The 13593-nt window shown below is 59.5% G+C and carries 17 protein-coding genes; 7 read left to right on the top strand and 10 right to left on the bottom strand.

The annotated features are described in order from the left end of the window. Window positions 1–244 precede the first annotated feature (244 nt). Together OC445_RS17920 and OC445_RS17915 are read right to left on the bottom strand one after the other, a co-directional pair. The gene (locus OC445_RS17920) at window positions 245–619 is read right to left on the bottom strand and encodes an addiction module antidote protein (RefSeq protein WP_262020237.1); all 375 of its coding nucleotides are present in this window, start codon (window positions 617–619) and stop codon (window positions 245–247) included. A 1-nt stretch (window position 620) separates the two neighbouring features. Then, window positions 621–923 (bottom strand): type II toxin-antitoxin system RelE/ParE family toxin, encoded by a 303-nt coding sequence (locus OC445_RS17915; protein ID WP_054896297.1) that lies wholly within the window; start codon window positions 921–923, stop codon window positions 621–623. A 627-nt stretch (window positions 924–1550) separates the two neighbouring features. On the opposite strand from OC445_RS17915, the gene OC445_RS17910 reads away from it, so the two are divergent. The 3 genes from OC445_RS17910 (at window position 1551) to OC445_RS17900 (ending at window position 3849) form a co-directional block, all read left to right on the top strand. Further along, window positions 1551–1886 carry a DUF6124 family protein gene (locus OC445_RS17910; RefSeq protein WP_032902107.1) on the top strand — a complete coding sequence of 112 codons (336 nt, stop codon included), beginning with the start codon at window positions 1551–1553 and terminating at the stop codon, window positions 1884–1886. A gap of 189 nt (window positions 1887–2075) precedes the next feature. Then, window positions 2076–2816 carry a type 1 glutamine amidotransferase domain-containing protein gene (locus tag OC445_RS17905; RefSeq protein ID WP_034126180.1) on the top strand — a complete coding sequence of 247 codons (741 nt, stop codon included), beginning with the start codon at window positions 2076–2078 and terminating at the stop codon, window positions 2814–2816. A 106-nt stretch (window positions 2817–2922) separates the two neighbouring features. Next, on the top strand, window positions 2923–3849 hold the full coding sequence (locus OC445_RS17900; RefSeq protein WP_034126376.1) for an acetoacetate decarboxylase family protein: 927 nt from the start codon (window positions 2923–2925) through the stop codon (window positions 3847–3849). Window positions 3850–3863: 14 nt separating this feature from the next. On the opposite strand, the gene OC445_RS17895 is transcribed toward OC445_RS17900, so the two are convergent. Then, window positions 3864–4322: a MerR family transcriptional regulator gene (locus OC445_RS17895; RefSeq protein ID WP_034126375.1), complete on the bottom strand. Its 459-nt coding sequence runs from the start codon at window positions 4320–4322 to the stop codon at window positions 3864–3866. A 177-nt stretch (window positions 4323–4499) separates the two neighbouring features. Between OC445_RS17895 and OC445_RS17890 the strand changes: the two genes are divergently transcribed. The 3 genes from OC445_RS17890 to OC445_RS17880 all read left to right on the top strand — a co-directional run bounded on the left by OC445_RS17890 (window position 4500) and on the right by OC445_RS17880 (window position 6818). Next, window positions 4500–5330, top strand: a complete 831-nt coding sequence (locus OC445_RS17890) for an alpha/beta fold hydrolase (protein ID WP_032896079.1) — start codon at window positions 4500–4502, stop codon at window positions 5328–5330. A 94-nt stretch (window positions 5331–5424) separates the two neighbouring features. Further along, complete coding sequence (locus tag OC445_RS17885) at window positions 5425–6450, top strand: alpha/beta hydrolase family protein (RefSeq protein WP_198790807.1); 1026 nt, start codon at window positions 5425–5427, stop codon at window positions 6448–6450. Between the two features lie 197 nt (window positions 6451–6647). Beyond that, window positions 6648–6818: a DUF2986 domain-containing protein gene (locus OC445_RS17880; RefSeq protein ID WP_069558568.1), complete on the top strand. Its 171-nt coding sequence runs from the start codon at window positions 6648–6650 to the stop codon at window positions 6816–6818. Here the strand turns inward: OC445_RS17880 and OC445_RS17875 are convergent. From OC445_RS17875 to OC445_RS17855, 5 genes are all read right to left on the bottom strand, one after another. Then, complete coding sequence (locus OC445_RS17875; RefSeq protein ID WP_198790808.1) at window positions 6790–7785, bottom strand: GlxA family transcriptional regulator; 996 nt, start codon at window positions 7783–7785, stop codon at window positions 6790–6792. The genes OC445_RS17880 and OC445_RS17875 overlap by 29 nt on opposite strands. Before the next feature lie 4 nt (window positions 7786–7789). Beyond that, entirely contained in the window at window positions 7790–8332 is a 543-nt protein-coding gene (locus OC445_RS17870; protein ID WP_019817539.1) for a cysteine hydrolase family protein, read from the bottom strand. A 91-nt stretch (window positions 8333–8423) separates the two neighbouring features. Further along, on the bottom strand, window positions 8424–8957 hold the full coding sequence (locus OC445_RS17865) for a GNAT family N-acetyltransferase (protein ID WP_198790809.1): 534 nt from the start codon (window positions 8955–8957) through the stop codon (window positions 8424–8426). Next, complete coding sequence (locus tag OC445_RS17860; protein ID WP_034126175.1) at window positions 8947–10158, bottom strand: YeeE/YedE family protein; 1212 nt, start codon at window positions 10156–10158, stop codon at window positions 8947–8949. Before OC445_RS17860 ends, OC445_RS17865 begins: the two co-directional genes overlap by 11 nt. A 156-nt stretch (window positions 10159–10314) precedes the next feature. Then, window positions 10315–10932, bottom strand: a complete 618-nt coding sequence (locus tag OC445_RS17855) for a TetR/AcrR family transcriptional regulator (protein ID WP_054921569.1) — start codon at window positions 10930–10932, stop codon at window positions 10315–10317. Window positions 10933–11066: 134 nt separating this feature from the next. Here OC445_RS17855 and OC445_RS17850 point away from each other — a divergent pair, with 134 nt between their 5' ends. Further along, window positions 11067–11507, top strand: coding sequence for a hotdog fold domain-containing protein (locus OC445_RS17850; RefSeq protein ID WP_198790810.1), 441 nt, complete (start codon window positions 11067–11069; stop codon window positions 11505–11507). 10 nt (window positions 11508–11517) lie between these two features. Here OC445_RS17850 and OC445_RS17845 read toward each other — a convergent pair whose 3' ends face one another. Both OC445_RS17845 and OC445_RS17840 read right to left on the bottom strand, forming a co-directional pair. Continuing rightward, window positions 11518–12846, bottom strand: a complete 1329-nt coding sequence (locus tag OC445_RS17845) for a sensor histidine kinase (RefSeq protein WP_057977047.1) — start codon at window positions 12844–12846, stop codon at window positions 11518–11520. After that, window positions 12839–13513 (bottom strand): response regulator transcription factor, encoded by a 675-nt coding sequence (locus OC445_RS17840; RefSeq protein ID WP_034126172.1) that lies wholly within the window; start codon window positions 13511–13513, stop codon window positions 12839–12841. The genes OC445_RS17845 and OC445_RS17840 overlap by 8 nt, the downstream gene beginning before the upstream one ends. Window positions 13514–13593 lie beyond the last annotated feature (80 nt).

Below are 13593 nucleotides of genomic sequence, written 5' to 3'. Positions count from 1 at the left end.
TTTTTGCCACAGGCCCATTTTTCACTCATTTTCGTTTCGTGAGCGCGCAGACCCGCAAATACTGGATATACAACCAGTATTATAGAGGAAGCCTTACGCTACTAGAGGTCGATTTCCTACAAGACCAGGCGCATATCAACACGCTTCTCTCGTAAATGGCTTTATCCCCTTCGTAAGGGATGGGCGCTCTGTCGAAAAAAAGGGACGTATCTATTTTCATCAAAACCGTCCTCTGTTTGGTCCATCAGGTTTTGCCGATGACAGCCGTTTTTTTAGCGGTAGTCGCGGTAATCGGTCGCACCGTCAGTTCCACCCCCAATGCCAGCATCAGCTTCTGGACCGTCTCATAACGCGTCTTTGAGCTGCCTTTCAGGGTTTTATACAGACTCTCCCGATTCACCCCCGCCGCTTCGGCAACCTTGTTCACTCCCTGGGCCTTGGCAACCTCGGCCAGCGCCTTCATAAGGACTTGCGGGTCATGGCACGCCATGCTTTGCGCAAGATAGGCACTGATGGTTTGCGGGCTATCAAGGAAACGTGAAGCCTCATAGGCGCTGGTGCCGGATGTATCCAGCTCGAGGATCGGCATGTCCTCTGGTTTGAATGTCGACTTACTCATGTCATTGACCTCTCAGGGCATCGAGAATCTCTTTTGCCCGCTTGATTCCTCGTTTCTGGTCGGTTTTATCGCCTCCCCACAGCATCAGGTAAGCGGTGATGCCCGTGCGCACAAAGTAAATCCTGTAGCCGGGCCCGACAAACACACGCATTTCACTCATGCCATCGCCTACAGGCTGGCAATCGCCAAAATTGTTTTCTTCGGCTCGATCCAGGCGGATCAGTACAGCCGTCTTACCCCACACATCCTTCATACCGTCGAGCCATGTATCGAACTCGGGCGTCCTGCCGATCGTATTGGTCACAGATTCAAATGTAGCCTACTGGCTACTCCTTGTAGATGCCAGTGAATTTTTAATGTCGGTGTGCACCGCCAGAAAAAATCCTAGTCCAGCCGCCGCGCAGGCAGCCGAGCAATACTATTAGCGCTTGTGTCCTCAAGACCGAAACGTTGCGTCGCGACTGAGGCATCCTCTCTGTAGGAGCGAGCTTGCTCGCGAAGAACGTAAAGATAATGTGTTCATCCAGAATGAACGCGGCGCCTATGGTTTTTCGCGAGCAAGCTCGCTCCTACAGGGAGTGGGTGAGTGGGCCAGCGTTGATGTGGACCCGTCCTACAGCAAGCTGCACCACCTTGCTCCGTTGCCTACAGTTGCGTCAGAATCCGCCGGCTTGTGCGCTTGGATGGGCGTCTCTAAGGTGGCCCGGTCGCTGACAATTCAGTGATCGGGTTTAGTAGCCCGAGGGTCAATTACACTTAGTGCATGAGCTTCATCTATCAGACGTTCCTGTCTGTGCCTGATGGTGGCTGTGCGTAGGGCGCCTTCGGGCGCGCCGGCTTTGTGTAATTCCCCGGTCTACTAACCTGCGTACAGCTGCCACCCTTTCGTTTAGTAGCGAAACGGTGTCGGCCCCATTCAGGAATTACGCATATGTACAAAGTCACCCCAAACCCTCCAAACGATCCAAACCTGAAGCTTGATCAGGCAGCCCGTCGTGCGATCGATCACGCCCTCAACCCCAACGCCGAACCCTCTCCTCCACCCTCGACACCGCTGTTCAGCGTTGCCGACGATGCCAGCAATGAAATGCTCGTCGCCAATAGCTATGAAACCTTTTCCTCAGTAACCGCCCTGCTGCTCGACCTGTCGGATGAACTGACCGGTAAACAGCGCGACGTCGCGTTGGCGATTCATCAGTTAAGTGAGCTGGGAATGTTGTTGGTCGATAAGTTGATGGAGCGCGAGGCGGCTGTAGCAGCTGGCTAAACGTTCAACACGCCCAAAAAAAGCCGAGCCGTCGCGCCCCAAGACGACTCGGTTTTTTTTTGCCAAAGCAGGGGTTGACCTTAAAGCGAGGTTTAAGGTGAGCATGCACCAACCGACAGGATTACTGGACCCTGGATCATGCTCAAAACCCTTATTTCTTTTGCGTTGGTAGCGATAGGTGGCGCGCTTATGACATTTGCACAGGCTGAACCCGGCCCTTCCACGGCCGCTGCAAACAATCGCCAGATCCTGGTGATCATGACCAACCACGCCAGCTACCCCTCAAGGCCCGATACCACGGGCCTGTGGCTGACAGAGCTGACGCATTTCACCGAGGTCGTGGAAGCGGCTGGCTACACGACGGTATTTGCCAGCCCCAAAGGAGGTGCTGTGCCTCTGGACGAGCGCAGCCTCGGTTGGCTGTACATGGATAAGGCGGCGCGTGAACAGTTGCAGTCCCCGGCCTTTCGCGCCCGGCTGCAAAACACGCTGCCCATCGCCAATGTCGATCCGTCGCAATTTCGCGCGATCTACTTCACCGGCGGCCACGGTGTCATGTGGGACTTCCCTGGCAACCTCGACCTGCAACGTGTCGCCCAAACCATTTACAACCAGGGCGGCATCGTCTCGGCCGTGTGCCACGGTGTGGCGGGCCTGCTGGATCTGAAGGATGAACAGGGCAACGCGATCATCAAGGGCAAAAACATCACCGGCTTCTCCAATCGCGAAGAACTGCTATCGGGCATGAAGCGTGAGGTGCCGTTCTTGCTTGAAGACCGGCTGCTGAGCCAAGGGGCGCGTTACCGCAAGGGCTGGGTGCCGTTCACCTCATTTGTCATCACCGATGGCCGCCTGATCACGGGCCAGAACCCGCAATCGCCCAAGGCCGTCGCACTCGCCGTAATAACCGAGCTGTCCCACGAACGATAGCGCCTAGCCCCTCTCTGGAGAAAACCGATTGAACATTCCAAGCGCCATTTTAACCGGATTGCTGCTCACCCCTTTTGCCAACCTTGCGTTGGCCGGAACGCCCGAGATGCCCAGCCCCAACGACACAACCCACATCGATATCGCCGGCCAGCAGGTGCCCGTCGTCAAGGGTGGCTTGTACGACCGCTTTCGCTCCAACCCGCCGTTGTCGGTGGTTGCAGCAGAATTACCCGGGGTTGATTTAAGCTGGTTCAAAGGGTTGCAAAAGCACAAGGTCGACATCGGTTTTGAATCCTACTCGCCCAATTTTTACTACCAGAACAGTCGGGTAACAGCAGTCTATACAGCCGACATCGATAAGCTTCGGGCGTTGATGCCACCGCAGGTACTGGCCGCCGTGCAGCCCTTGCAAGTCTGGCCGGGTCGCGGGCTGATCGCGTTTACTGCGTACACCTATGAGCATTGCGATAACGACGCCTATAACGAAGTCGCCGTGTCGATCATCACGAACAAACCTGGCAAAGCCAACCTGGGCCCCTTTACGCTGGTGGGCCAGTCGATGTCGCAGGACTTTTGGGGCTATGTGCTCAAGCTGCCGGTGAATACCGAGCTGGCGCGGGTGCGCGGGGTGGTCGGTTACAACCTGCCGAAATGGCTGACCGGCATTGATCGCAAAGAGGATGGGCACTCGGTGGTGTATGACATTACCGATAGCAAGACCGGCAAACTGGACGTGTCGTTCAAGGCTAAAAAGCTTGAGAAGCTGTCCCGTGATATGGACCTGGTCACCAGCAGTTTCACCAATCTCGATCACCACGGCCAACTGGCCTATGGGTATGCGGTTTCCCGCCAGCTCAGCCATGGCTCCAGCCGTGACGCAGACTCAGCCACCCTCACGCTAGGCGATGGCAGCCTGTCCGATTACCTGCGCGACCTCAAGCTGGGGAAAATGGTGAAGTACGAATACGTACCCGAGTTCCAGAGCGCACTCTATGCGCCAGAGCCGCTCGTCAACCTGATTGGCGAACGCTGAACCTCGTGCGCCGGTCAGGCCCTCGGGGCCCGGCGGGCGCTTTTTTTTGTGGATGAGGCTGGAGCGCCCCCTTCCTCGCGCAGACGGTTTATCAGCATCTGCGCATTCTCGGCACAGGCCATGCCCTCGGGCTTGCCTTCGATGCCCTTGATGACGTTCAGCAACTGCGCCTTGTTCTGGGCCAGCCGTTGTTGCAGAACCTCGATTTCCTCGACCTTGTGCTTGAGCCCGCTGAGCAGCTCGTCATGCTGCCAACCACCGGCACTGCGGGGCATTAACTGCCGGATTTCTTCCAGAGAGAAACCGGCTGCCTGGGCACCCTTGATGATCTCCAACACCGCCTCGGTGCCGGGCGTATAGTCCCGATAGCCGTTGGATTTACGCTCAACCGATTGGATCAGACCGCTCGCCTCGTAGAAGCGGATGCGTGAGGCCGCCAACCCGCTGATTTTTGCCAACTCGCCTATTCTCATGTACCACCCACAAAAAACCATTGACCTTAAAGTTGACTTTAAACCTAAAGTCATTGGGCGGCCAAGGCGGCAATTGGTAGGCGGCGCGCTTGCCAGACACGCATGGGCCGCAGTGGGTCAATCCAGCGCCATGATCGCGATTCGATCAGGCCATCATTTCATTTGGGAGAGGCGAACATGGGCTACGTCACCACGCGAGACGGTGTTGAAATTTTCTACAAGGACTGGGGCCCACGCGATGCCCAGGTCATTTTCTTCCATCATGGCTGGCCACTGAGCGCAGATGATTGGGACGCGCAAATGCTGTTTTTCCTGGGCGAAGGTTACCGGGTCGTTGCCCACGACCGGCGTGGCCACGGGCGTTCCAGCCAGGTCTGGGACGGGCACGATATGGACCACTATGCCGACGACGTTGCGGCGGTGGTCGAGCACCTGGGTATACAAACTGCGGTGCATGTCGGTCACTCCACCGGCGGCGGTGAAGTGGTTCATTACATCGCCCGCCACGGTGAAGAGCGCGTCTCGAAGGCCGCCATCATTAGTGCCGTCCCTCCTTTGATGGTCCAGACCCCGAGCAATCCTGGTGGCCTGCCCAAGTCAGTGTTCGACGACTTGCAGGCGCAACTGAAAGCCAACCGCGCACAGTTCTATCAGGACGTTCCCGCCGGACCTTTCTACGGCTATAACCGCCCAGGCGCCAAGCCGTCCGAGGGCATCATCCTGAACTGGTGGCGGCAAGGCATGATGGGCTGTGCCAAGGCGCACTATGACGGGATCGTGGCGTTTTCCCAGACCGATTTCACCGAAGACCTGAAGAGCATCCAGATTCCCGTATTGGTCATGCATGGCGACGATGATCAGATCGTCCCCCATGAAAATGCCGGGGTGCTGTCCGCCAAATTGTTGAAAAACAGCACGCTGAAAATCTACCCGGGCTTCCCGCATGGCATGCCTACTACCCATGCCGATACGATTAATGCGGATTTGCTGGCGTTTATAAGGAGCTGATTGATTATTGGGGGGGCGGGTGACCGCCTCCCCTCTACCTGAACCGCTCGTTTCAGGTCATGCTGCGTCCTTCATTTCAAGGACGATAAAAACAATGAAAGCCCCCCTCGCCGCCCTGCTCCTGATCAGCCTGACTGGGCCTGCACTCGCCAACGACCCCATCGGTTTCCAAACCACCACCATCCCTGACACTCACAACATTCGCCCACTGGAAATGGCCGTGTGGTACCCCTCCACCAGCACCGCCCAACCCAAGCTGATCGCTGACAACCTGGTGTTCATCGGTGTGCTTGCGGTGCCTGATGCCGCACCGACGCCCGGTAAACATCCGGTGGTGGTGCTCTCCCACGGCTACGGTGGCAATTGGGGCAAGCAGGCGTGGTTGGCCAGTGCGCTGGCCCGGCAGGGGTATATCGTGGCGGCAGTGAATCACCCTGGCACCACCAGCCAGGATCGCAGCGCGCAAGCCGCCGCGCAGTTGTGGCAACGGCCCAAGGATTTGAGCCGGGCCATTGATGCGCTGCTGGCGCAGGCCACGCCATTTGGCGCGGCGGATAGTGGCCGGATCGCGGTGATAGGCCATTCCCTGGGGGGCTGGACGGTCATGGAGAGCGCGGGGGCGCGTTTTGACCCGGCGTTGTTTGCCCGGGACTGCGACGCCCATCCGACGTTGGTGGCGTGCAAGGCTTACCGTGAGATGAACCCTGAAGGTACGCCGAGCGGGAAGGCTCAAGTGGCCGCGGACTTGAGCGACAAGCGCGTGACCGCTGTGGTGTCTCTGGACTTGGGCCTGTCGCGCGGCTTTACCGATGCGAGCCTAGCGGCATTGCCGGTGCCGGCGTTGGTAATCGCTGCCGGTGTGCCGTCAGCGGATTTGCCGGCGCAAATGGAATCGGCTGACATGGCCAAGCGGCTGCCAAAAGCCTCGACGCAGTACGTGCAGATCAGCGACGCCAATCACTTCAGCTTTATGTTGCAATGCAAACCCGGCGCGGCGGCGGTACTCGACGCGGATGTGCCCGGTGACAGCATCATTTGCCAGGACGGCGAAGGCGCACGGCCACGACCCTTGATCCAGCAGCAGATAACCACGCTGATCACCCAGTTCCTGGCGCGCTGAGCCCGTGGCGAGGGAGCTTGCTCCCGCTGGAGTGCGCAGCGCTCCCAGCTTTTTTGGGGCAGCTACGCAGCCCAGCGGGAGCAAGCTCCCTCGCCACAGTTACCGGCTCTGCCTTAACTGACTGGCATTAACCCAGGGCCCGGTCACATTTGTTGAAACTGGTATCATCCGCGCCTTTCCCCTTCAGGCAACGAAACATGAACCGCCAGAAAAAACTTCAGCAGCTCTTCAAAGCCAAAGCGAAAAAGGCCAGCGCCAAGCTGGCACCTAAAAGCAAAGACAAATACATCAGCAAGGCGGACCGTTTGAAGCTGGCGACCGAGGCCGGCCAAGAGCCGGTCACGGCTGTCGAGACGCCTGCTGAGTAAGGCGCATGGCTGAAGGGGTTGCCGCTTCATATTTGCCCCAGATACGCCGCAGATGCCGCGCAGAACCAAAGCCTGCGCGCTCGGCGATGGCTTCAATGTCCAGGGCCGACTCGGCCAGCAGTTCACGGGCTACGGCCAGGCGCAGGCGGTGCAGATAGTCCAGCGGGCTGGTGCCGACATGCTCCTGAAACAAGCGCGCCAGGTGGCGACTGCCGGTACAGGCCAGGGCCGCCATACGGGTGACCGTCCAGGTTTCACAGGGCGCGGCGGCGATGGCGTCTTGCACACGATGCACCGCCGGGTGCAGGTGATTGCGCCCGGTTATCCAGGGCGACAACTGCGGGTCGCTGCCGCTGCGGCGCAGGTACACCACCATGTCTCGCGCCACCGCGCACGCCAGCCGTGGCCCGGCCAGTTCGGCAACCAGGTGCAACATCAGGTCGATACCCGCTGTGACACCGGCGCTGCAACTGACCGCGCCATCGGTGACGTACAGGCGGTTTTCCAGAACCCGGGCCTTGGGGGCGAGGGCCTGCAGGGTGGCGCACAGAGAATGGTGCGTGGTGCATTGGCGCCCATCGAGCAGCCCGGCCCTGGCGGCACTCAATGCGCCGGCGCACACGCACACCAGACGCTCGGCCGAGGGCGCGACGACGTTTTGCAACCACAGGGTGAGCTGATGGCTGGCCGATTCGAAAGCCTTTTGGTGGGCCTTTGATACGTTCATCGTGGAGCCCACCAGCACCACCAGCGTGCCGGGTTCCAGAGTCTGCGGCAGGGGCGCCAGCCCGGTCAGTGGCAAGCCGATGGAGCTGTGCAGCGACTCCACCGGGCTGACGTACTGCAGGTCGAAATCCACCGCCGCCGGGTCCTCGGCTTGCGCGGCCAGGCGCAACACTTCAGCAGGCCCCGCCAGGTCGAGCATCAGCACATTGGGCAACAGCACGAACAGCACCGGTACGCTCACAGGTTCATCCTTCCAAGGCCTGTTCGACCGTGACGATGCGCGCAAAACGCTCTTCCAGCACCAGCTCCGTGCGTTCGCGGATTTGCGCAGAGGTGTACTCCCGGCCGCTACGCAGGTGGGTCATGGGGAACGTCAATGTCGCTTCACTGACAAAGTCCACCTTGAAGCCGCTGTCCGACGCCTGCCGCGTGGTGGTCTCGCAGCATTGCTCGGTCCGGATGCCACTGATGATCAGCGTGGTGACGTCCATCTCCGTGAGGCGAGCGGCCAGGGGCGTACCGGCGAAGGCGCTGTGGTAACGCTTGTGGATCACCAACTGTGGATTGATCGACAGCTCGCTCAATGCCCTGACGTTGCCCGATTGCATGGAGAAATGCCCCTGGTCTTCAACATGGAAGACTTGTACCACCGGGATGCCGCGCTGAACACAACCATCGATGAGGGCCTGCTGTTTTTCCAGATAGTCGGGCAGGTCGTTTTCGGACCAGTAGGTTGAATGGCGGAATGAATGTTGCGCGTCGATCACGATCAGGGCTTTATGGGTCATGGACAGTCCTTGTGGCTTGCATCAATGGGTAAACGATGCACGCCATGGTAAGGACCACCCACAGTGCGCGACAGACGCAAGGCAGACTACTTCAGGACGGATTCGGACATGTCACCGGGCACGCCATGGCACAACGGCTGCCGGGTTCGAAGCCATGGGCGTACTCGTCCGCCAGGATCGTTTCCAGACGCGAATCAACGTGAGGCGCAAAGCCCAGGCGCCGATAGAACGGAGCATTCCAGGGTACATGCACGAAGGTGGTCAGCGTCACCGCACGCAGGTGTTGGGCGCGGGCATGATCTATCGCCGTTTCCACCAATCTGCGCCCCCAGCCCTGGCCTTGGAGCGGCTGAGCCACTGACACTTCATGGATATGCAGGTCGTCGCCAAAGCGTTCTGCGCTGAGGAAGCCTTGAGGGTGATCGTGGTGATCAACCACCACCCAACAGGTCGATAGCGCGATCCACTGCCGATGGCACTCGACGCCGATCGGCGCGGCATCCGCCAGCCAAGCCAGCCCTTCGATTGCGCGAAATGCCTGGGCTGCGCTCTGCTCGATGGCGGGCAACAAACCGGCATCTTGCGCGCGCGCCAGGCGAATGTGGGTGGACTGCTCAGCAGCCACTCAAGGCCACCTGGGGCCGTTCGCCCGCAAAGAAGAAGGGCCGCAGGCGCACGCCCACGCCGTTGCCGATAAAGGCCGCCACCAGCCACACCCAGCCATGCAGGCTGCCCGAGGCGATGCCACTGAAGTACGCGCCGATGTTGCAGCCATAGGCCAGGCGCGAACCGTAGCCAAGCATCAGGCCGCCGATCACAGCCGCGATCAACGAGCGCGCTGGAATATTCAGGCTGGGCGCGAAACGCCCGGCCAGGCCAGAGGCCAGCAGCGCGCCGAGGACAATGCCGATGTCCATGACGCTGGTGATGTCTTCCCACACCGGTGCAGCCAGGGCCTTGGCATTGCCCGGCATCTCCCAGAATGCCCAGCTGGCAACGTCCACGCCCAGCCCGCTCGCCACCTTGGCGCCCCACAGCGCGAACGCCGAGGTAATGCCCCACGGCCGCCCAGCCAAGGCCAGGGTGGCGTAGTTGAGCAGCGCCAGGCCAATCGCGCCCCACACTAACGGCCATGGCCCACGCAGAAAGCGGCGTAGCCCTTGGTGCTCGCTTTGCACGCCTTGTTCAAGTTGACCATAGCGACGTTTTTCCAGGCGCACGGTCACCATAGCAATCAGCGCGAACACCGCCAGGCTCAGGACCAGCGCCGGCAGCACACCGAAACTTTTGACAATGGAAACCGCCGGGAACGATGGCAGTGCAAACCACCAGTCGACGTGATGGGTGGCGATCAACGAGCCGCAGATAAAGAACAGCAGTGTCACCAACATCCGCGCATTACCGCCGCCGACGGTGAACAAGGTGCCCGACGCACAGCCGCCGCCCAGCTGCATGCCGATCCCGAAGATAAACGCCCCGAACACCACCGACACACCCGCCGGCGCCACCAGCCCGGCCACCGGTTGGCCGAACAAAGTGCCCGCGCCCAGCGCCGGGAAAAACAGCACCACCGCTACCGCCAGCATCACCATCTGCGCACGCAAGCCAGCGCCACGCCGATCATTGATAAACACGCGCCAGGCCGAGGTGAAACCGAAGGCTGCGTGATACAGCGTCAGGCCCAGCGCGGCGCCGACCACCAGCAGCAACACCTGGCGTGCGCCAACCATGTTCTGCAGGAACAGCGCGCCCGCCACCAGGATGATAAAGGCGATCAGTGGCGCGACGGGCTTGCGCACGGGCGTCAGGGAAAGAGACGTGCTCATGGGGTTCTCGATTGGTTGGAAGGAGGCAAGTATAGCCTCAGAAGGAATTTGATCAGGTGGGGCATTACCGAAAGGATCATCGTTTGAACCACCGCTTTCGCAGCCTCGCTAAAGCTCGACAGCTCCCACAGGGGATCGGTTGTGTATGTGGACTGACTAACCCAGGCTGATCGACTTCCACGCTGCTTCAGCCAGCAGTTCGCGGTATTCAAATGGACTCTTTTTGACCTTCGCCGACAACCACGCACGCGAGTAACTTTCCGCCGCGCCAATGATCAGCGAAGGGATCAGCTCGGCAGGCAAGTGACTGAAATGCTCCTTGCGCCCTTCCCCGCTCATCCATTCCTTCAACTGCTGGTTGCGCTGTTTGTTGCGTGCAAGCAGCTCGTCCTTGAACGGCCCGCTGGAGACGGCAAAGCGGCTTTGGAACACGAACCGCGCCCAATCCGGCTGTGCGGTCACCCATTCAACGTAGCTGTACACCAGCCCGACGACGCCTGCGTGGGCGGTGTCCGCTGCTTGCAGATAATGGTCACGCAGGCTGGCCTGGTCCTCCAGCGCCGCAAAGAACAGCGCAGCGACCAACCCTTCTTTATTGCCGAAGTGGTGATAGATAGCGCCCACGCTGGTGTCGCAGCGCGCGCGAATGGTTTCGATAGAGGTCGCCTCGATGCCCACCTCGTTAAAACACGCCAGTGCTTCGCGCAGGATGATGCGCTTGAGGTCGCTGCGCCTGCCGGGGAAGGTGCGCTCGATGAGATCGATGGAGTGCATGGAGGAACGCCAAATCAAAACAGTTTATAGGCTGAACGACCGGCAGAGAAAGCTCAGGTTGACAGTCGTGGAATCAACAGAATATTGTTCCGTTACAGAATATTATTCTGTAAATGACCCTTGAGGATATTCCGATGAGCCAAGCCCTGAGCATGTTCAATAGCGTAGGCCCCGCCGCATTCAGCAACCTGGCGTGCCAGATGGCACCCTACTTCAGCACCATCACTCCCGAGATCGCGGAGCTCAAACCCAACCATGCGGTGGTCACCGTGCCGTTTCGCAAGGAAATCACCAATCACCTGGCCTCGGTGCATGCCATCGCACTGTGCAACGCCGCCGAACTGGCCGGCGGCATGATGACCGACGCGTCGATCCCCGCAGGCGCACGCTGGATTCCCAAAGGCATGACTGTGGAATATCTGGCCAAGGCGAAAACCGATATCCGCGCTGTTGCCGATGGCAGCGCTATCGATTGGCAAACCGCCGGAGACAAGATCGTGCCGGTGGAGATCTTCGATTCGGGCGGCGTCAAGGTCTTCACCGCCCACATCACCATGAATGTGAAGCTCGCTTAGACACAATCGTTCAACAGACTACAGGTGCGCCGTCTGCCGGCGGCGTGTCCCGTACATTCGTAAAATCAAGAATGACCGTAAACCGTTGCTGCTCGCGGATCACCTCAATCTGCCAGCCCAGCTTTGCGCACAACTGCCGCATCAACTGCAACCCAAGCCCATATCCAAAATCATCGGACTCCTGCCGCGGCTTGACCTCACTGATGTAATTGGCAATCACCAGCCGGGGGTATTTGAAACTGATATCCACCGTGCCCTCTTCCGCGTATTGCAGCGCATTGCGCAGGAAGTTGCCGATCACGATACGGCACGCCGTAGGGGGCAGCCGGCAAGGTTCGTTGTGGATGTCGATGCTTAGCTCAATATCCCGGTGACCGATCAGGTAGCGGTGCCTTTCAATCAGTTCGCCAACTACTTCGCTCAGATTAACGTCTTCCTCGGGCAACGACTCTGGACGTTCGCGGCTCATCCACAGCAATGTCTCGGCGATGAGCTGCATATTGAGCACCGAGCGTTCTACGCGCTGCAACGAGGGTGGTAGCACACCACCCGATTGCAGGGCCAACAATTCGATATTGGCCTTGAGCACCGCCAGCGGCGTGCGCAGTTCATGGCTGGTGTAGCGCAACAGACGGCCTTCTCGCTGGCTGGCGGCCTGCACTTGTTCAACACTTTTGGCCAGGGCATCGGCCAACATATTGAACTCCTTGAAGTTGAAACCCGGCCGCTCGCTGGCCAGGGCGTCAGGATTGTTCAGGGTGCTGGACCATTGGATCAGACGTCCCAGCGGACGCACCAACCACCACACCAACAGCGCGATGATAATCAGCGCCGGCACGAATACGGCCAGGCTGATGAGCTGGACGCTTTCCAGTACCTGGTCAAAGTAGGCGTCGGACAATGGCGTCTCCACCTCTCCCCCTACTTCCTTATCGTGGTCGATGTCATACATGTAGAGGGTTTTGCCGTCGCCCAGAGGTTGTTCGAGAACGATATGGAACGGCGCCTCGTCGTCATCGGAATAGAGATCGCCGAAGATATTCACCGCACCAAAGGACAGGCTCGGCGGTGCATTCAGCAACTCGCGCACGTCCTGCGGCAACGCCTCCTTGCCGATGACGCTGGTGTAGTAGTAATTGTGCGGCGTCGGCGTGGTCGGGTCCTGTTTGTAGTGCCGGAGAAAATACAGGGCTTCCTCCTCCATCATCGCGCTGGCGGTGTAGAACAGGCCGCGCACGGTGAATTCAGGTAGCAGCCTGCTATAGATCACCAGCACCACCGCAATCAGACACAGGAAACTGCCGCTGATTACCCACTTCAGGCTCAGGCCGCTACGCATGGGCCTTTACCTGGATGCCGACACCCGCCAGGGTATGGATCAATGGCCGGCCAAAAGGTTTGTCTACCGTCTTGCGCAGCCGATGCATATGCACTTTGAGCGTATTACTGTCAGGCGGCTCATCGCCCCAGATTTTGCTTTCCAACCGCTCCCTGGGAACAGGCTCGGGGCTGGCGCGCATCAAGTGCTCCAGCAAGGCCCAGCAAATGGGTGACAGATGCAGCTCCTGCCCTGCCCGGCTGACTTTGCGGGTGGTCAGCTCCATGACCAAGTCGTCCACTTGCAGGCGGCTGGTCTGGCCGCTGCGCCGCAGGCTCAAGGCGCGAATCCGCGCCACCAGCTCGGCAAGCTCGAACGGCTTGACCAGATAGTCGTCGGCTCCCGCAGCAAAACTGGCGAGCTTGTCGGGCAACGCATCCAGCGAGGTCAGCATCAGGATGGGGGTCTGGATGCCTTGCTGGCGTAACCCTGCGCACAACTGCTGGCCGTTCAGTCGCGGCAGCATGATGTCCAGCAGAATGACGTCGTAATGCTGGTTGAGCGCCAGGTTGAGCCCGGCCTGGCCATTGCTGGCGTGATCGCAGACGATTCCGCTGATCTCCAGGTACTCGATGACAGTGGTGGCCAGGTCCAGGTTGTCCTCGACCAGCAGCAGATGAATATGCACGGAAAAACCCTCGGGCAGATGGTGCTCAGCGGTGTGAAGGATAGCGGAAGTCGGGCTGTTTCCTGCGATGTTTACCTGGT

Origin of the sequence: Pseudomonas sp. Pse35 (assembly GCF_024519715.1) — a bacterium.
Taxonomy (GTDB): Bacteria; Pseudomonadota; Gammaproteobacteria; order Pseudomonadales; family Pseudomonadaceae; genus Aquipseudomonas; species Aquipseudomonas paracarnis.
This window is presented reverse-complemented; position numbering and strand designations above follow the sequence as displayed.